Genomic DNA, 19,060 nt, shown 5'->3' on the forward strand with positions numbered 1-19,060 from the left:
GGCCCTAGACTGGCGCGCGTTCCCGTAAGGAGGTGTCCGCGCGTGACCGAGGTCGCTGCTCCGCACGAGCCGGCCGGGGCCCGGAGACCACACCTCCGGCGCGCCCACGCCGTCCCCACCTGGGCGGCGAAGACTGTCCTAGCCGTGACGGGTCTGATCTTCACCTCGTTCGTCGTCGTGCACATGATCGGCAACCTCAAGGTCTTCGGCGGCGCGGCCGGATTCGACGGGTACGCCGAGTGGTTGCGGACCCTGCTCTACCCGCTGGTCCCCCACGAGGGCGTGTTGTGGGGCCTGAGAGTGGTGCTGGTGCTGAGCCTGGTGGCGCACATCGGGTGTTCCGTGTTGCTCGTGCGTCGCTCGCGGGCGGCGGCGGGCCCCCGTCGTCGTCGCGCCGGCCTGACCCCGACCTCCTTCGGCGCCCGGACCATGATGCTGACCGGTGTGGTGCTGCTGCTGTTCGTGGTCTTCCATGTCCTGGACATGACCACCGGCACGCCTCCTGCGGCCAGTGACTCGTTCGTCCCCGGGTCGCCGTACGCCAACCTCGTGGCCAGCTTCGCCAGGCCCTGGGTGGCGGCGTTCTACGGGATCACCATGGCTCTGCTCGCGGTGCACGTGGCGCACGGCGTGCGGACGGCGGCGGGGGACCTCGGCGTGACGGGGGTCCGGAGTCGCGCGGCGGTGACGGTCGTCGGTGGGGTCGCCGCTGTCGCCGTCCTGGTGGGCAACGCCATGATCCCGATCGCCGTCCAGGCCGGATGGTTGTCGTGACCGGCCCACGCACCCCGGGTGTGTCGAGCGCCTTCACGGCACCGCCCGTCACCGCCCCCGGCGCGCGGGCCGGCGACACCCTGGCCTCGGGCGCCCCCGGGGGCGACCCCGCCACGGCCTGGGCGCGCCGGCGGGAGTCCTATCCCCTGGTCTCCCCCGGCAACCGGAATCGCTTCCACGTGGTCGTGGTGGGCACGGGACTGGCGGGCGCGGGAGCGGCGGCCGCGCTCGGCGAGCTGGGGTATCGGGTCACCGCGCTGACCTACCACGACGCTGCGCGGCGCGCGCACTCCGTGGCCGCCCAGGGCGGGATCAATGCCGCCCGCGCGCGGCGGGTCGACGGCGACAGTCTGCACCGCTTCGTCGTCGACACGGTCAGGGGTGGTGACTTCCGGGGCAGGGAGGCCGAGGCGTTCAGGCTGGGCGAGGAGTCGGCGCGCGTCATCGACCACTTCTCGGCGATCGGCACCCCGTTCGCGCGGGAGTACGGGGGCGTGTTGTCCACGCGATCGTTTGGCGGGGTCCAGGTCTCACGGACTTACTACTCCCGCGGACAGACCGGGCAGCAGCTCCAGATCGCCGGCACCCAGGCCCTCCAGCGGCAGATCCGGGCCGGCTCGGTGCGGTTGCACACCCGTCACGAGATGCTGGATCTGATCGTCGACGAGGCCGGATGTCACGGGGTCGTGGTCCGCGATCTCGTCACCGGACGCATCCGCGCCGAGACCGCCCACGCCGTCGTGCTGGCGACGGGTGGCTACGGCAACGTCTTCCACGACTCCACGCTCGCGGTGAACTCCAACGCCTCGGCCGTGTGGCGGGCTCACCAGCGGGGGGCGCTGTTCGCCTCACCGTCGTTCGTGCAGTTCCACCCCACCGCCCTGCCCAAGGACTCGGCGTGGCAGTCCAAGACCATTCTCATGAGCGAGTCACTGCGCAACGACGGCCGGATCTGGGTGCCGCTGCGCGCCGGCGACGACAGGCCGCCCGGCGAGATCCCGGACTCCGATCGCGACTACTTCCTCGAACGCCGCTACCCCGCCTACGGCAACCTGGTCCCCCGCGACGTGGCCTCACGGGCGATCACGGCGCAGCTCCGCGACGGGCGTGGGGTGGGCCCCCGGCACAACTCGGTCTACCTGGACTTCCGGGAGGCTCTCGCGGGCGGCGGGCGGCGACGGATCGCCGAACGCTACGGCAACCTCTTCGACATGTACTCCCACGCCACCGGCGAGGACCCGTACTCCGTTCCGATGCGCATCGCGCCCACCTGCCACTTCACCATGGGAGGGCTCTGGAGCGACTACGACCTCCAGACCTCGATCCCCGGGTTGTTCGTGGGCGGCGAGTGTGGCTGGGCCTACCACGGCGCCAACCGGCTCGGCGCCAACTCCCTGCTCAGCGCCAGCGTGGACGGCTGGTTCACCCTCCCGTACTCGGTGCCGGCTCACCTGGCCGCCCGCCTCGGTGACCACCCCCCGGACGACGACGACGAGGTGGTCACCGCCGCCGTGGCCCGTGCCCGGGGCCGCGTGGATGCGCTGCTCGCGGTGGGCGGCTCGACCGGACCCGGCCACTTCCACCGCGAACTGGGCGAGATCCTCTACGCCGGGTGTGGGGTCACCCGCACCGCCGAAGGTCTTTCCACCGCGATCGATCGGATCCGCGACCTGCGGACCCGGTTCTGGTCCGACCTGCGGGTGACGGGGACCGGGGGGCACCTCAACCAGGTGCTCGAACTGGCCGGCCGGACGGCCGACTACCTGGAGCTGGCCGAGCTGATGTGCGTCGACGCCCTGGACCGCGACGAGTCGTGCGGTGCCCACTTCCGCGACGAACACCGTACCCCGGGCGGTGAGGCACTGCGCCGGGACGACCAGTGGCGATTCGTCTCCGTCTGGGGGTCCGAGGGCGACGACCGGGGCGGCCCGCGCACGTTCACCCGCCACGCCGAACCGCTCGAGTTCACCGCGGTCGAGCTCACGACGAGGGACTACCGATGAGAACCGCACCCGGGACGGCCATGAGGACGGCATCGTGAGACTGACCCTGCGCGTGTGGAGGCAGTCCGGTCCCGAGGAGACCGGCGCGTACGAGGAGTACGCCGTCCCGGACGCCGAACCGGAGATGAGCCTGCTCGAGTTGCTCGACGTGCTCAACGGCCGATTGATTGATGACGGGCAGGAGCCGGTGGCGTTCGACTCCGACTGTCGGGAGGGGATCTGTGGCGCGTGCGGGGTGAGCGTCGACGGCCGTCCGCACGGCCCTGCGGAGAACACCCCCTCGTGCCACCAGCGCCTGGACGCCTACTCCGACGGCGACACCCTGCGCATCGAACCGATGCGCTCGGCAGTGTTCCCCGTGATCCGGGACCTCGTGGTGGACCGTTCCGCGCTCGACCGGATCGCCGAGGCCGGGGCCCACGTGTCGCTGCCCGCGGGGGCGGCCCCCGACGCCGATGTGACGTCCCAGGGCCACCGGGAGGCGGAGACCGCACTGGATCTGGCGGCCTGCATCGGCTGCGGCGCGTGTGTGGCCGCCTGCCCCAACGGATCGGCGAATCTCTTCGTGGGTGCCAAGCTGGGGCATCTGGCCCTCATGCCGGTGGCGAGCCGCGAACGCGGTTCGAGGGCGCGCGAGATGGTCCGCGCGGCGGATCAGGAGTTCGGGTCCTGCTCCCTCTACGGCGAGTGTTCGACGGTGTGCCCGGCGGGGATCCCGCTACGGGCGATCGCGGTGGTCAACCGGGAGCGTCTCCGCGCGCTGTTCAGGCGTTCCTGACGCCCGGCACCGCGAGGCCCGCCGAGCGTCAGCGCATGCGCTGGGAGATCACCTTGGAGATGCCGTCACCCTGCATGGACACCCCGTAGAGCACATCGGCCACGTCCATCGTGGGCTTCTGGTGGGTGATCACGATGAGCTGGCTTATCTCCCGCAGCTGCTCGAACAATCCGATGAGTCGGCGCAGGTTGGTGTCGTCGAGCGCGGCTTCGACCTCGTCCATCACGTAGAACGGGCTGGGCCGGGCCTTGAAGATCGCCACCAACATCGCCACGGCCGTCAGCGACTTCTCCCCCCCGGACAGCAGGGACAGCCGCTTGACCTTCTTCCCCGGCGGCCGGGCCTCGACCTCGATGCCCGTGGCCAGCATGTCCGTGGGATCGGTGAGGATCAACCGGCCCTCTCCGCCGGGGAACAGCACGGAGAACACGTCCCGGAACTCGCGTTCGACGTCCACCCACGCCTCGGTGAAGATCTGCTCGATCCTCTCGTCGACGTCGTCGATCACCCCCTCGAGGTCGGCCCGGGCCTTCCTGACGTCGTCGAGCTGGGTGGACAGGAACGCGTACCGCTCCTCGAGAGCGGCGAACTCCTCGAGCGCCAGCGGATTGACCTTGCCCAGGGTCGCGAGATCCTTCTGGGCCTGCTTCAGCCGACGCTCCTGTTCGGCGCGGTGGTAGGGCATCGGCGGGGGCGGGGTGACGTCCTCACCGCGCTCGCGGGCCGCCTCGTACTCCTCGATCTCGAGCGAGGACGGTGGAAGCGGCACCTCCGGTCCGTATTCCGCGACCAGTGCCTCGGGCTCGATGCCATGGCGTTCCAGCACCGCGGACTCGAGTTCGGACACCTTGACCTCGAGCTGGGCCCGGACGACCTCGTCGCGGTGCGCGGCGTCCCCGAGCCTGGTGACCTCGGACTCCGCGGCTGCGAGCTCGGTCCGGAGCGCGGCAACCCGGTCGGATGCCTCCGTCCGCGCGGACGCCAGCCGGTCACGGTCGGCTCCGGCCGAGGCGATCAGCTCGTCGAGCCGGGCCAGCAGCCGCACGCTCAGCTCGTCCACCACGCCGGCGACCTCGGCGCCGCGCCGACGGGCCGCGGCGGCCCGCGCGGCCCGGGCCCTGGATTCCCGCTCGGACTGGGCGGCTCTGCGCAGCGAGGCCGATTTGCCGCGGACCCCGGACGCGCGCTCCTCCGCCGACCGGTGCGCCAACCGGGCCTCGAGCTCGGCCGCCCGGGCGGCGGCGACCTCCGCCTGGGCGGCGACCCGCCCGTCGTCCGCGGGGAGCTCGACCTCGTCGTCGTCCCCGGCGCGGGCGAGTCGGTCGGTGAGCTCGGCGTGTTCGGCGCGGGACGCATCGAGCTTGTCGACGGCCATCCTCCGGGCCTGTTCGAGGCGCCGGACCTCCGCCTCGGCGCGTCGCCGACTCGTGCCGATCCTCGCGAGCTCGGCGTAGATCTCCTCGATCGCCGCGTCGGACTCGCTGATCGCGGCGAGGGACTCGGAGAACCGGTCCGCCCGTTCGAGGTCCTCCGCCTCGGCGCCGGCGAGCTCCGCGCGGGTGGTCTCGATCTCGGCCCGCACGGCGTCTCTCGCGTCGACGGCCGCGTCGATGGCGGACTGGAGCTCGAGGCCCGTCCGCCCGGCGGCCGACCCCCCGATGGTCCACCCCACGCCCGCGATCTCGCCGTCCCTGGTCACCGCGCGGACCCGTCGATCGGCCACCACCTGGGCGTGGGCACCGGCCAGGTCGTCGACCACCACGACGTCCACCAGGAGTGCCGTGACCGCGGCGACGAGGTCCGCGGGGACGTCGACCACGTCGAGAGCCCACCGCGCACCGGCGACCAGCTCCGCCTCCAGGCGGTAGTCGTCACCAGTGGTGCCGCCGCCCACGAGGCCGGCCCGACCCGCGTCGGCCTCCCGCAGCGCGACGAGGACCGAACCGCGGTCGACCCCGCTGTCGACGACGACGGCGTCGACGGCCGGTCCGAGCGCCACGCCCACCGCCCGCTCCCACCCCGGTTCCACACCGAGCAGCTCCCCGACGGTGCCGGCGACCGCCTCCGGGCCCAGATGGCGCAGAAGCCAGTCCGCACCGTCACCGGCCCCCTTGTTCTGCTCGAGCGTCTCTATCCTGGCGGCCAGTCTGGCGATCCGCTGGTCCGCCTCCCGCTCACTCGCCCGCAGTTCGGCCAGGCGCGCCCGGGCCGCGAGGTGCGCGCGTTCGGCTCGCCCCAGGTGCTCGTCGAGGGTTCGTTCCCCCTCGGCGTGGACGTCGACACGGGCGTGGGCGGCGTCGAACTCGGCCTCGGCGTCCGCCACGGCGGCGCGCGCGCTCTCCGATTCCGCGTCGAGACGCGCGATCTCCGCCTCGGTCGACTCGACCCGGGCGGCGAGCGTCTCCACCTTGCCCGCGAGCCGCGCCGCTCCCTCGCGGCGGTCGGCGATCGCGCGCACGGCCTTGAGGTGTTCGGCCTCCAGCGCGGCCAGGGTGGCCTCGGCCGACCTCAGGGTCTCCGTCGCCCGGCGTGCCCGGTCCGCGGCGCGGGCGACCTCGGCCGCCAACTCCCGCTCGTGCGCTTCGGCGCGGTCGGCCTGCCGATCCAGCTCGTCGGGATCGGTGCCGTGGTGGACCGCCGACTCCGCCGCCAGGGACCGCGCGCGATCGGCGGCGATGCGGGCGGTGGCGCGGGCCCGTTCGGCCAGCGTCGACAGGGCGAACCATCGCTGCTGGGCCGCGTCGGCCTCCGGGGAGAGCCGGTCGAGCAGGGCCTGGGTCCGCGCGACCGACGACGCGAGGTCGTCCCGCCGGTCGACCGCCGCGGCCACCTGCTCGGAGAGCCTCTCCCGGACGCTCTCCGCATCCGCCAGCTCGGCGCGCCGCGTCACCAGGTCATCTGCGGCCAGCCGGAACGTCGCGTCGCGGAGGTCGGCCTGGACGGACTGGGCCCGCCGCGCCACCTCGGCCTGGCGTCCGAGCGGTTTGAGTTGGCGGCGCAGTTCGCCCGTCAGGTCGGTCAACCGATCGAGGTTGCCCTGCATCCCGGCGAGCTTGCGCTGGGCCTTCTCCTTGCGGCGGCGGTGCTTGAGTATCCCGGCCGCCTCTTCGATGAAGGCCCTGCGCTCTTCCGGTTTGGACTCGAGGATCTCGGCGAGCTTGCCCTGGCCCACGATCACGTGCATCTCGCGCCCGATGCCCGAGTCCGAGAGCAGCTCCTGGACGTCCATCAGCCGGGCACGGTCCCCGTTGATCTCGTACTCTGCCGCGCCGTCGCGGAACATCCGGCGGGTCAAGGACACCTCGGCGTAGTCGATCGGCAGGGTGCCGTCGGAGTTGTCGAGGGTGAGCGTGACCTCCGCGCGGCCGAGCGGCGACTTGCCGGCGGTCCCGGCGAAGATCACGTCCTGCATCTTGCCGCCGCGCAGTGACTTGGCGCTGTGCTCCCCCATCACCCAGGTCAGGGCGTCCACGACGTTGGATTTGCCGGAGCCGTTGGGGCCGACGACGCAACAGATGCCGGGCTCGAACCTCAGGGTCGTGGGCGCCGCGAAGGACTTGAAGCCCTTGAGCGTCAGCGACTTGAGGTACACGGATGTCCATCCTATGGCACGGCCGGCTACCGCCCCGGAGCCGCGACTCCTGCGGCGGGGATCGCGGCCGCGCGTCGGCGGGCCGCCGGTGTCACCGCCAGTTTGTGGATCTCGGACACCGCGATGACCGTGGCGCCGACGGCCACACACAGCACCCACTCACCGGGGCTCAGCGCGCTCAGGCCCATCGGGCCGGCCAGGACCGGCCAACTCACCACCATCACCTGCAGGCAGGCGGCGACCGCCGTGGCGACCAGCAGCAGCGGGTTCGCCAGGGGGTTGAGGGTGAACACCGAGCGACGCAACGCCCGGGCGTTCATCACCTGGAAGAAGCTCGCCGCCACCAGCACCGTCAGCGCAAGTGAGCGGGCGTGGTCGGTCTCGATCCCGTCCCAGATCGCGCGCTCGTAGACCACCAGCGTCACGACGGCTATCCACACCCCGCTCAGCGCGGTCCGCCACCACATAGGGGCGTCGAGGACACCCTCACCGGGATTCCGGGGAGGCACCTCCAGTTCGTCGCCCTCGCCGGGCTCGAAGGCGAGGGCGATCACCTGTATCCCGGACGTCACCAGGTTCGCCCACAGCATCTGGACCGGCAGGAGGATCAGGGGGGAGTTGGTGAAGACGTTGACCGCGACCGCCAGCAGCGCCGCGATCGCCGTCGACAGGAGGAAGAAGGTGGCCTTGCGGATGGTCGCGAAGGTGACCCGCCCCTCCTCCACGGCGTGGACGATCGTGCTGAAGTCGTCGTCCGTGAGCACGATGTCGGAGGCCTGGCGGGCGACGTCCGTGCCCGAGCCGCCCATCGCGACCCCGATGGAGGCGACGCGGAGTGCGGGCGCGTCGTTGACGCCGTCCCCGGTCACCGCGACAACGTTGCCCATCGCCATGAGCTGGTCGACGATCCGCATCTTGTCCTGTGGCGACACCCGGGCTGCGACCGTGGCATCCGCCAGCCGGGCCCGGAGCATCGTGTCGTCCAGGGCCGCGATCTCGGCACCTGTCAAGGGGGGCGTGCCGGTGTCCAGCCCGAGCCTCCCGGCGATCGCGGCGGCCGTGACCGGATGATCTCCGGTGATCATCATCACCCGGATCCCCGCCGACCGGCAGCCGGCGATCGCCTCCTGCACGCCCGGACGTGGTGGATCGGTCATCCCCTCCAGGCCGAGGAAGGTCAGGTCCCCTGGTGCTCCCTCGAGGGTCCCGCCGGCCAGCCGCGGATCCCCGTCCCCGAGCTCCCGGCGGGCCGTGGCGATCACCCGCAGCCCCTTCGAGCCCAGTGCCTCGTTGGCGGCCAGGACGGCGGCCCGATCGATGTTCGTGGTACCCCCTGCGGTGAGCATGCTCGAGCACATCGCGGAGACCGCATCGGGCGCACCCTTGACGTACAGCACCGGCCGACCGCCCTCGCTCCGGATCGTCTGCGAGAACCCGAGCTCGGGCTCGTACGGCATGTGCGCCACCGGGGCGGCGGCCCGTTCCATAGGCGTGACCACGCCCAGTCGCACCGCCACCGCTGCCATCGCCGCATCCACCGCGTCGCCGGTGAACCGAAGGGGGTCGTCCCGCGTCGGGACGGCCTCGTTGGTCAGCGCGCCCGCGCGCAGGGCGGCCTCCGCGACGGCACTCATCCACCCGGTGTCGGCGCCGACCCCGGTCGCGGCGTCGACGGTGATCTCCCCCTCCGTGGTCCACAGCCGTTCCACGGTGAGCAGGTTCTGTGTCAGGGTCCCGGTCTTGTCCGACCCGATCACCGTCGTGGACCCGAGGGTCTCCACCGACGGCAGGTGCCGCACGATCGCATTGCGCCGCGCCATCCGGGCCACGCCCACGCTCATCGCCACGGTGAGCACCACGGGCAGCGCCTCGGGGATCGCGGATACCACGAGAGCCACCGCGGTCCGGAACATCAGCGAGACATCGTGCCCGAGCGCGAGGCCGGCGGCGAAGACGCCCAGCGCGGAGATCCCCACGATCAGGCCGATCCACCGCTCCATGGAGTGGATGAGGGCGGTGAGCGGTGCCGCCGCCGCGGTGTCCTGGATCAGCTCGTTGATGGCCCCGAGCTCGGTACCCGCACCGGTTCCGACCACGACCCCCGTCGCACGGCCCGACGAGATGAGCGAGCCGCTGAACGCCATACCGGTCCGATCCCCGGTCGGCGCATCGGGGGCGACCGGATGCGTGTCCTTGTCCGTGGCCAGGGACTCACCTGTGAGCATCGACTCGTCGACCCTCAGGGACACCGCCTCGATCAGCCGCAGGTCGGCGGGGACGCGGTCGCCGCTCTCGAGGTGCACGAGATCACCGGGCACCAGCGCGGCCGAGTCGATGGTCTGCACCTGACCGTCCCGGCGCACGCGGGCGGTGGGTGAGGCGAGGGATTGCAGGGCCCGGACCTCTGTCTCCGCCTTGCGCTCCTGCCAGAACCCGATCGCCGCGTTGAGCACGACCGCCGCCGTGATCGCGGCGGTGTCCACCAGGTGACCCTGCGCCAGGGTGATCGCGGCGCAGAACATCAGGAACAGGACCAGGGGGCTTCGGAACTGCCGGAGCAGCACCCGCCAGGCGGCGGTCGCGTCGGTCGCCTCCAACCGGTTGGGACCGTGGCGCTCCAGACGGTGCGTCGCCTCATCGGAGGTCAGTCCCGTGGTGCCGGCGCCCACCCGGTCGAGTACGTCCGGCACCTCCAGTGCGTGCCAGGCGACGTCGGCCACGCCACCGTCTCCGGTGCCTGAGGTCATGGTCCGGTCCTCCGATCTGTCTCTCAGGTCGCGATCGGTCCACCTCCAGAATGCCCCTGCCCGGCCCGGGCCCGCGGCCGAGAACGCGTTCAGCGCTCGCGGAATCCGGACAGGTCCCCCCGCGCCCGGTCCCAGGACTCCACCACGAGCTCCACCCTGCCCGGCCCGTCTCCGCCCCGCAGCAGGTCGACGAGCTGAAGGCATGCCCGGCGGGGCCCCTCCGCCACGACGTGGACCCGTCCGTCCGGCTTGTTCGCGGCGTAGCCCACGAGCCCGAGCTCGAGTGCCCTGGAACGCGTCCACCACCGGAAACCCACGCCCTGCACCTGCCCGTGGACCCAGGCCACCAGCCGGACCGTATCGGGCGCCGGTGCGCTCACGGAGCGTCTCCGCCGGTCCGGTCGATCCCGGTGTCGAACCGCAGCCCGATCTCTGTGCCCGCGGTGAGCGTCCGGCCGACCGTGCAGGTCGCGTCGACCGAGCGACGGATCATGCCGAGCACCCGGTCGGCCATGGCCGGGTCGAGCCCGGTCAGGTCGAGTTCGTAGATCTCCTCCAGTCGCGGGTACCGCTCGGCCTCGCGGTCGGCGTCCCCGGAGACGCGGACGGTCGCGGCGTAGTCATCACCCAATCGGCGCGAGATCGTGAAATCGGAGGCCATCGCCGTGCACGCGCCGAGCGCGATCTTGAGCAGTTCCCCCGGGGTGAACACTCCCTCGACGTCCGCCGAGCCGATCTCGACCCTCGCACCTCGCGACGAATGCCCCACGTACCGCCGGGTCCCGGACCGCTCGACCCGGAGATCGGTGGCGGGCGGCGGGGACTGGGAAGTGTCGTCCGGGTCGGTCATCGTCATGTCGGTCATCGTACGGAGCGGGGCCGACGCACCACAGCACGCCGGGGCGGCCTCTGGCAGCCCGGGCAGAAGTGTGAGCCACGGTTCATGAACTCTTCCCGGACCACCGGTGTGCCGCAGCGCGCGCACGGTCGCCCCGCCTGCCCGTAGACGTCGAGCGACCTGTCGAAGTACCCCGACGCGCCGTTGACGTTGACGTACAGGGCGTCGAAGGAGGTGCCCCCGGCGCCCAACGCCTCCGCCATCACCTCGCGGGCGTGGCCGAGGAGCCGGCGGACGGTGCCCAGCGTCAGCGCTCCCGCGCGCCGGCGGCCGTGGACACCGGACCGCCACAGCGCCTCGTCGGCGTAGATGTTGCCGATCCCCGACACCACGGTCTGGTCCAGCAGGAGCCTCTTGATCTCGGTGTCCCGGCGGCGGATCGCCCGCGCGGTGGCCGGCTCGTCGAAGCCGGGCTCGAAGGGGTCGGCGGCCACGTGGGCGGCCGGCGCGGGCAGGAGCACACGGGTGCCGTCGGTGGCCTCGGCCAGTGGCACGACGGTCCATCCGCCGAACGTCCGCTGGTCCACGAACCGCAGTTCCCTGCCGTCGTCGAGTCGGGCGCGGGCGTGCAGGTGTCGTACCTGCGGAGCACCGGGGTCCGTCACCAGCATCTGACCGCTCATGCCGAGGTGGACCAGCAGGCAGTCGGCCCCGACGGTGTGGTCCCCGTCCAGGGTCAGCCACAGGTACTTGCCGCGTCGGCACGCTCCGCTCACGACCCGGTCCGTCAGCCGGGCGACGATCTCCGCCGGGCCGCCGGGCTGCCGGCGGGCCGTGCGGACCCCGGTCACGTCGACGTCGAGGATCCGACGGCCCACCACGTGGGTCTCGAGGCCGCGACGCACCACCTCGACCTCGGGGAGCTCCGGCATGTCAGCCCGTGGCCCGGTCCAGGGCCGCCCAGGCCTGCTCGGCGGCCTTCTGCTCGGCTTCCTTCTTGGTCCGGCCGACGCCCTGACCCAGCGGGTCGTCGCCGACCAGGGCCACCGCGGTGAAGGTCTTGTCGTGGTCCGGTCCGGTGGAGGTGATCTCGTACCGTGCCTTGGGTCGGCCGAGCGCCGAGCACTTCTCCTGAAGACTGGTCTTCCAGTCGAGCGCCGCTCCCAGGGTGGGGACCACGCGGAGCCGCTCACCGATGATCCCCTCGACGATCCCCCTCGCCACGTCCAGACCGTGGGTCAGGTACACGGCGCCGAAGACGGCCTCCAGGGTGTCTGCCAGGATCGAGTGCTTGTCCCGTCCGCCGGTCAACTCCTCCCCCCTGCCGAGCCGTAGTAGCGCTCCCAACCCCGTCGGGCCCAGCTCGCGGGCGATGTCGGCCAGAACGTAGGTGTTGACCAGACTGGCCCGGATCTTCGCGAGGTCACCCTCCGGGCGGTCCGGGTAGGCGGCGTAGAGATGCTCGGTCACGATGAGTTCCAGAACGGCGTCTCCGAGGAACTCGAGCCGCTCGTTATGGGGTAGCCCGCCGTGCTCGTAGGCGTACGACCTGTGGGTCAGAGCCTGTGCGGCCAGGTCCGCGGGGAGCCGCACCCCCAGGACCGCATCGAGCTCGGGGGCGGGGTCCGTCACCCGGCCCCCTCGTCGGTCCCGGGGTCCGCGAACTTCTCGGCCAGTCCGGCCCATCGCGGATCGATGCGTCCCTCGGTGTCGCCGGAGACACCGTCCGGCGCGGGGGTGTCGGGGTTGACGCAGACACTGTGGCCGTAATCCGTGCACGTGGGCGACATCGGGAACTCCAGGCCGAATGCGTCGACCAGAGCCGGTTCCAGGTCCAGCAGATCGCCGTCGAGCAGACGCACCTCGTCCTGCTCCACCCCGTCGGCGGCGGCCGTGCCCTCGGCGGCGTACATCTCCGTGAGATCCACGGAGACCTCGGTGGTGAACTCGCCGAGACACCGTGCGCACTCCACCGAGGCGCGTCCGGCGACGGAGCCGGTCACCAGGACTCCTTCCTCGACGAAAGTCAGGTCCAGGTCCAGGTCGACCTCGTCACCCTCGGGGATGCGGATCAACTCGACCCCGATCGACGACGGCAGGACCGCGGCGCGCCGGACCTGCGTCATCGCACCCGGCGACCGGGTGATGCTGCGGGTGTCGAGGACGAGGGAATCGGCGGCCGGGCGGCCTTGATGTCGGGGGCGGGAGGTGGTGGACACGCCCAGCAGACTACCCGTCGTCGGTCAGTAGTCCCCGTACCCGTCGCCGTAGTGATCGCCCTCGCGCGCCCCGCGCCGGCCGTGGGCCTCACGCCGGCCGATCGGGGCGACCCCGTGGAGTTCCTCGCGCCCGCGGGACACGGTGCGGAGGGTCGAGCCGAGGAACTCCTCGAACCGCGCCATCTTGTCGTCGATGTAGGCGTCGCATTCCTCGCGCCGACGATCGCTCTCCGCGTGCGCGGCGTCCCGGATCCGGCTGGCCTCCTCGTCGGCGATCCGGACGACCTCGGACTCCGACAGCATCCGCTGCTGCTCCTGGCGGGCCTCGGTGATGGTGCGGTCGTAGATGACGTTGGCCTGTTCCACCAGCCGGTCGGACTCGGCTCGGGCACGGGAGGTGGTCGATTCGGCTTCGCGGCGGGACCGGTCGAGCAGTTCGGCGGACTCCGCGCGGGCGTCGCCCACCAGTCCGTCGGCGTGCGCCGTGGCCTCGGCGACCATGCGGTCGGCCCGCGACTTGGCGTCGGCGAGCATGGCGTCCGCGTCCGCACGCGCCTCGCGCAGGGTGCGCTCCGCCTCGGCATCGGCGGCCGAGACGGTGTCGCGGGCGGTCGCATCGGCGTCGGCGAGCACGCTGTCGCGCTGGTCCAGCACGTCCTGCGCGTCGTCGAGTTCGCCGGGGAAGGAGTCCCGGATGTCATCGAGCAACAGCAGGGACTCGTGCCGGGGTACCACGCAGTTCGCGGTCATGGGCAGACTGCGGGCGTCCTCGATCATCGCGTTCAGCTCATCGAGGGCCTGGAACACTCGGTACACACTCGTCCCTTCACCGGATCGTCACTCTTGCCACACCAGTGTGCCCGCAACCCGCGCCCCGGGGCCGGTGCGGCGGCGGTGTGTCCGGTGGTCCGCGATGCCGACGCCCCGCAGCGGGCCGGGCCCGGGCGCCGGGCACCACAGGTCAGCCGAGCCGATCTTTCAGGGCCCGCGCGACCGGACCCGGCAGGAGATGTGAGACGTCCCCGCCCAGACGTGTGACCTCGCGGCACAGTGAGGAGGACACGAACGCCAGGTCCGCCCGGGTCGGCAGGAACACGGTGTCCACGCCCGCGATCGACCTGTTCATGTGGGCCATGGGCAGTTCGTAGTCGTAGTCGGTCGAGTCACGCAGACCCTTGATCACCGCGGTGGCGCCCGTCTGGCGGCAGTAGTCGACGAGGAGCCCGTAGAAGCTGTCCACGCGGACGCCGGGCAGGTCGGCGCAGACCTCCTCGATGAGTGCCTTGCGTTCGTCGATGGAGAACGTGCCCTGCTTGTTGGGATTGGCCACCACGCACACGATCACGTCGTCGAAGAGGTCGGCCGCCCTCCGGATGACGTCGAGGTGCCCGAGGGTCACCGGGTCGAACGAGCCTGGGCACACGACGGTGGTCATCGGGCGACCGTATCAACCGGGCGGGCGATCTCGACGGCGGTCTCCCCGTAGGTCCGCTCGAACTCCACCTCGTAGCCCGCGGGCCACCGCACCGCCGGGTCACGCCTGGACCTCTCCCACACCACGAGGGCGTCCCCGGCGAGCCAGGCCCCGTCCGCCAGCGCCTCGAGGACGGGGGCGTCGAGGTCCGCTGAGCGCTCGTACGGCGGGTCGGCCAGGACCAGGTGGAAGCCTCCGGCGACGGGACACGGTCCGGAGACGGCGGCGGGCAGCGCCGCCCGCCTGACGGTCGGCCGGACCGACGGGAACGACGACGACAGGCCCGACGTGTTCGCGCGGATGGTCGCGACGGCCCGGGGGTCGTCCTCGACGAACCACGCGACATCCGCGCCCCGGGAGACCGCCTCCAGCCCGAGTGCGCCGGACCCGGCGAACAGGTCCAGCACCGCGGCGCCGTCCAGGTCCATCCTGCTGACGATCGCGCTGAACAGGGCCTCGCGGACGCGGTCGGTGGTGGGTCTGGTCCCTGCCGGTGGCACTGTGATCGAGCGCCCGCGCAGGCGGCCCGAGATGATGCGGGTCATGGATCCCCCGATGGTCGAGATGCTGATGGTCAGTACTTGAACAGGTAGTCCGACTCGTCCGAGCCGGACAGTCGACGGACGCGCTCGGCCAACGCCGGGTGGTGGTCCAGTCCGGGATCGGAGTCGAGGATCTCCTCGGCGTGACGGCGTGCGATCTCGATGACCTCGCCGTCGTCGACGACGGACAGCAGTCGGAGCGAGGCCAACGCACCCGACTGGGCGTCTCCCAGGACATCTCCCTCCCGGCGTTGGACCAGGTCGAGCTGCGCCAGCAGGAACCCGTCCGTGGTGGCGGCGACCGCACCCAGTCGTTCCATCGACTTCCCGCCCTCAGGAGAATTGGTCACCAGGAGGCAGAGCCCGGGCAGGCCACCCCGACCCACCCGGCCCCGGAGCTGGTGGAGTTGGCTCACCCCGAACCGGTCGGCGTCCATCACCACCATCACGGTGGCCTCCGGGACGTCCACCCCGACCTCGATCACGGTCGTCGACACCAGGACGTCGAGATCACCGGAGGCGAACGCACCCATGGTCGACTCCTTCTCCTCGGGAGGGAGCCGACCATGCATGAGACCGAGACGGAGGCCCGCCAGTGGCCCGGTGGACAGGTACTCGTAGAGGTCCACGGCGGCGACCAGAGGGGGCCTGTCGCTCCCCCGGCCGTCGTCCCCTGCGGACGTACCGTTCGCGGCGTCGCCGGTGTCGGCGTCGATCCGCGCACACACGATGTACGCCCGGTGTCCCGACTCGACCTCCTCCCGGACCCGCTCCCAGACGCGCTGCACCCATCTCGGCTTGTCCCGGGCCGGCACGACCGAGGTGGAGATGGGTCTGCGACCACCGGGGAGCTCGTCCAGCTCCGAGACCTCCAGGTCCCCGAAGACGGTCATCGCGATGGTGCGGGGGATCGGTGTCGCCGTCATCACCAGCAGGTGCGGGACCGTCCCGTCCCGCCCCTTGGCGCGGAGCCGATCGCGCTGACGCACCCCGAACCGGTGTTGCTCGTCGACCACGACCAGGCCCAGGTCGAAGAAGTCCACCGAGTCCTGGATGAGCGCGTGCGTGCCCACGACGATCCCGGCCTCACCGGTGACGATATCCAGGAGCGCCGCCCGCCGTTCCGCGGTGGACATCGACCCCGTCAACAGCACGACCCGGGTGGCCTCCTCGGCGGCACCCAGTCGGCCCCGCTCCCCCAGATCGCCGAGCATGGCCGTCAACGAACGGTGGTGCTGGGTGGCCAGGACCTCGGTAGGGGCGAGCATCACGCACTGACGACCCGCATCGACCACCTGGAGCATCGCGAGCAGTCCGACGATCGTCTTGCCGGAGCCGACCTCCCCCTGCAGGAGGCGGTTCATCGGTTCATCCAGGGCGAGGTCGGCGGAGATCTCCTCCAGCACGGCGGTCTGACCGGCGGTGAGCTCGAACGGCATCCGCGCCTCCATGGCGGCGCGGACGCCGTCCGGGCGCACCGGACTGGCCGGCGCGGGGTCGCGGGCGACCGCGCGGCGCCGGGCCCCCAGGAGCAGCTGCAGCGCGATGGCCTCGTCGAACCGGAGTCGGTACCCGGCCCTGTCGGCGTCCTTGACGGTCTCCGGCAGATGAGCCTTGCGCAGCGCCTCGTCGAGGCCCATCAGACCGGCGGCCGCCAGGACCGTGTCGTCGAGGGGGTCCACGACGGGCACGAGGGCCCGGATCGCGGTCACGATCGCGCCGAGCAGGTCCCACGAGGTCACGCTCTTGCTGGCCGAGTAGATGGGCAGGAGGGGACGGTCGAACAGACTCGGGCCGCCCTCGGCGTCGATCTCGGACGCCAGCCGGGCCAGGGCGGCGAGATCACCCGAGCCCCTGAGCTCACGACCCTGGCCCGAGACCGGGCGCAGGACCAGGAACTCCGGGTGGGTGAGGTCCAGGGACCGGCGGAACCGCGACACGGTCCCGTCGAACATCGCCACCGTGCCCACTGGGAGCATGAACTTGATCCTGCGGCCGGCGAAGTAGACCACCTTGAACGTGGTGTCCTCGTCCTTCACCGTGAGCGTGAGCATCTCCCGCGACTGCCCCTGCTTGGTGGTGTAGTTGCGGGTCGTGGCAGTGGTGACCGTCCCGATGATCGTCACCCGCTCGCCCTCGACGAGTTCGCCCTTGTCGTAGCGCTGACCGTGCTGGCGGTAGCGGCGGGGCAGGGTGTGGAGCAGGTCGCCGACGGTCCGGTGGCCGAAGGCCGCGGTGATCCGCTCGGCCAGTCCGGCGTCGAGGACCTCCCCCAGCGCCGAGTCCGTGGTGACGAACGCGGTCATTCGACCCCGACGTGCGCGAGCACCCGACCCGGTCCGGCCGCATACCCGACGACCTCCACGTCGGGATGTCCTTCGCGGATCCTGGACAGAGCGGTCTCGGTCGCGGCGTCGTCGTACTCGGCTCCGAGCAGCAGCGTCACCAGCTCGCCGCCGGAGGAGAGCAAGCGGTCCGCGAGCGCGCAGACGGCGTCCACCGGGTCCGTCTCGATGAGGGCGACATCGTGGCCCACCATGCCGAGGAGATCACCGGCCGCACAGCGGCCCACCAACGTGAGCGCGTCGTGTCGGGCCCGCACCAGATGGGCGTGTCGGGTGGCCGCCGCCGCGTCCGCCATCCCGAATCCGTCCAGGGACAGGGTGGTCGAGGGGTCGTGAACGGCGAGGGCGGACAGCCCCTGTACGACGGAACCCGTCGGGAGGATGAGGGCGTTGCCGTCGATGTCGCGCAGCGCGGCGTCGAGGGCTTCGATCTGGGCCCTGGGTAGCTCACCGTTGGGCAACACGAGCAGCTCATCGGCGGACAACGCGAGGACCGCGTCGATCACTCCGCCCTCGTCCGCATCGACCGTCTGCGCCCCCGCCTCCGAGAACAACTCGGCCAGCGGCCCGTCCGGGACGATCGCCACCACGACCCGCTCGGGTTCACCCGCGACCCGGCCCTCCGCGGCGCCGGACGCGCCCCGTCGACGGTGCCCGGCCTCCGTGCTCCCGCCCACCGGGTCCAACATGTCGGTCACACGGATCTCGGTGACGCGGCCGAGGGACAGGGCGACCTCGATCGCCGACCCGATGTCGTCGGTGTGGACGTGAACCGCCCAGCGGGCGTTGTCGCCGGTCCCGCCGTCACCGACGACGACCACGCTGTCGCCCAGGGTCCGGAGCGCCGACCTGAGTTCGTCGGCCCGCGCGTCGTCGGAATGGGTCAGGGAGTACATGACCTCGTACCGGGTGTCCGCGGAGGCCTCCGTCGCTCCCCCGTCGGCGCCGTCGCCCTCGCCGGTCGGCTCGGTGAACGGGTCCTCCGGGACGACGTAGTCCGGCCGCTCGGGCGCCTGGCCCCCCAGCACCTCCACCATGGTGTCGAGCAGCACCAACAGGCCCCTGCCGCCCGCGTCCACGACGCCGGCCCGGGTGAGCGCGGGCAGTTGGGAGGTCGTGCGGTCGAGGGCCTCCGCCCCCGCGTCCGCCGCGGACCGCGCGACCTCGACGAGCGAGTTGGCCGACGACCGGCCGGCGCCCGCGGCCGCCTCGCGGAGCACGGTCACGATGGTGCCCTCGACCGGATCGCTGAGCGCGTGGTCGACGAGGGTGACCGCCGTGCGGAGAGCTCGGCGGTAGGTGGAGGCGTCGACGACCGTGAACGTCGCCGCCTCGCCGACCGCCCGGAGGACCTGCGACAGGATGACGCCGGAGTTGCCCCGCGCGCCGTGGACGGCGCCGTGCCCGAGCGCCACGGCGATCTCACGGGCACCGGCGCTCCCCCCGCCCTCGGAGATCCATGCCTCCTCACCCTCGGCGCGGTCGACGGCGGCTCTCATCGTGTAGAGCAGGTTGGTCCCCGTGTCCGAGTCCGGGACCGGGAAGACGTTGAGGGCGTTGATCTCCTCGCGATGGGTCGCGAGGTGCTCCACGCACCGGCGGGCCCACTCCAGGAGCCCGTGGGCGTCCAGCGATGACGGGCGTTCCTCGACACTCGTCGACTCGTGTGCCATCACCCCTCCTCGGCGCCGCTGACCCCAGCTGTCCGACTCCGTCGGTCGGCCCGGCCAAGCCTAGTACCCTCACCG

General features: G+C 72.0%; 15 protein-coding genes. 3 read left to right on the forward strand and 12 right to left on the reverse strand.

All coding sequences use genetic code 11. From position 1 onward, the window contains the following. Positions 1-144: 144 nt before the first annotated feature. From CT688_RS09185 to CT688_RS09195, 3 genes are read left to right on the forward strand one after another with little or no spacing between them, the layout of a single operon-like run. Positions 145-774, forward strand: a complete 630-nt coding sequence (locus tag CT688_RS09185; protein WP_231750270.1) for a succinate dehydrogenase — start codon at positions 145-147, stop codon at positions 772-774. Beyond that, on the forward strand, positions 762-2,777 hold the full coding sequence (locus CT688_RS09190; protein WP_234414824.1) for a fumarate reductase/succinate dehydrogenase flavoprotein subunit: 2,016 nt from the start codon (positions 762-764) through the stop codon (positions 2,775-2,777). The genes CT688_RS09185 and CT688_RS09190 overlap by 13 nt, the downstream gene beginning before the upstream one ends. A gap of 34 nt (positions 2,778-2,811) precedes the next feature. After that, positions 2,812-3,555 (forward strand): succinate dehydrogenase/fumarate reductase iron-sulfur subunit, encoded by a 744-nt coding sequence (locus CT688_RS09195; RefSeq protein WP_107756653.1) that lies wholly within the window; start codon positions 2,812-2,814, stop codon positions 3,553-3,555. Positions 3,556-3,583: 28 nt separating this feature from the next. Here CT688_RS09195 and smc read toward each other — a convergent pair whose 3' ends face one another. The 12 genes from smc to CT688_RS09255 form a co-directional block, all read right to left on the reverse strand. Further along, complete coding sequence (gene smc, locus CT688_RS09200; protein ID WP_107756654.1) at positions 3,584-7,147, reverse strand: chromosome segregation protein SMC; 3,564 nt, start codon at positions 7,145-7,147, stop codon at positions 3,584-3,586. A 26-nt stretch (positions 7,148-7,173) separates the two neighbouring features. After that, positions 7,174-9,894 (reverse strand): HAD-IC family P-type ATPase, encoded by a 2,721-nt coding sequence (locus CT688_RS09205; protein WP_107756655.1) that lies wholly within the window; start codon positions 9,892-9,894, stop codon positions 7,174-7,176. A gap of 89 nt (positions 9,895-9,983) precedes the next feature. Continuing rightward, on the reverse strand, positions 9,984-10,274 hold the full coding sequence (locus tag CT688_RS09210) for an acylphosphatase (RefSeq protein ID WP_107756656.1): 291 nt from the start codon (positions 10,272-10,274) through the stop codon (positions 9,984-9,986). Beyond that, entirely contained in the window at positions 10,271-10,750 is a 480-nt protein-coding gene (locus tag CT688_RS09215; protein ID WP_107758113.1) for an OsmC family protein, read from the reverse strand. The genes CT688_RS09210 and CT688_RS09215 overlap by 4 nt, the downstream gene beginning before the upstream one ends. Before the next feature lie 5 nt (positions 10,751-10,755). Beyond that, positions 10,756-11,664 (reverse strand): bifunctional DNA-formamidopyrimidine glycosylase/DNA-(apurinic or apyrimidinic site) lyase, encoded by a 909-nt coding sequence (gene mutM / locus CT688_RS09220; RefSeq protein WP_107756657.1) that lies wholly within the window; start codon positions 11,662-11,664, stop codon positions 10,756-10,758. 1 nt (position 11,665) lies between these two features. After that, a complete protein-coding gene (gene rnc, locus CT688_RS09225; RefSeq protein ID WP_182613338.1) occupies positions 11,666-12,364 on the reverse strand; it encodes a ribonuclease III in 699 nt (232 codons plus the stop codon). Beyond that, a complete protein-coding gene (locus CT688_RS09230) occupies positions 12,361-12,951 on the reverse strand; it encodes a DUF177 domain-containing protein (protein ID WP_107756659.1) in 591 nt (196 codons plus the stop codon). The genes rnc and CT688_RS09230 overlap by 4 nt, the downstream gene beginning before the upstream one ends. 24 nt (positions 12,952-12,975) lie before the next feature. Continuing rightward, positions 12,976-13,767: a DivIVA domain-containing protein gene (locus CT688_RS09235; RefSeq protein WP_197431398.1), complete on the reverse strand. Its 792-nt coding sequence runs from the start codon at positions 13,765-13,767 to the stop codon at positions 12,976-12,978. 145 nt (positions 13,768-13,912) lie between these two features. Beyond that, entirely contained in the window at positions 13,913-14,386 is a 474-nt protein-coding gene (gene coaD / locus CT688_RS09240; RefSeq protein ID WP_107756661.1) for a pantetheine-phosphate adenylyltransferase, read from the reverse strand. Beyond that, positions 14,383-14,970 (reverse strand): 16S rRNA (guanine(966)-N(2))-methyltransferase RsmD, encoded by a 588-nt coding sequence (gene rsmD / locus CT688_RS09245; protein ID WP_107756662.1) that lies wholly within the window; start codon positions 14,968-14,970, stop codon positions 14,383-14,385. The genes coaD and rsmD overlap by 4 nt, the downstream gene beginning before the upstream one ends. Before the next feature lie 29 nt (positions 14,971-14,999). Then, a complete protein-coding gene (gene recG, locus CT688_RS09250; protein WP_107756663.1) occupies positions 15,000-17,273 on the reverse strand; it encodes an ATP-dependent DNA helicase RecG in 2,274 nt (757 codons plus the stop codon). Then, a complete protein-coding gene (locus CT688_RS09255) occupies positions 17,270-18,985 on the reverse strand; it encodes a DAK2 domain-containing protein (RefSeq protein ID WP_107756664.1) in 1,716 nt (571 codons plus the stop codon). The genes recG and CT688_RS09255 overlap by 4 nt, the downstream gene beginning before the upstream one ends. Between the last annotated feature and the right edge of the window lie 75 nt (positions 18,986-19,060).

The organism is Dietzia sp. JS16-p6b (genome assembly GCF_003052165.1).
GTDB lineage: Bacteria > Actinomycetota > Actinomycetes > Mycobacteriales > Mycobacteriaceae > Dietzia.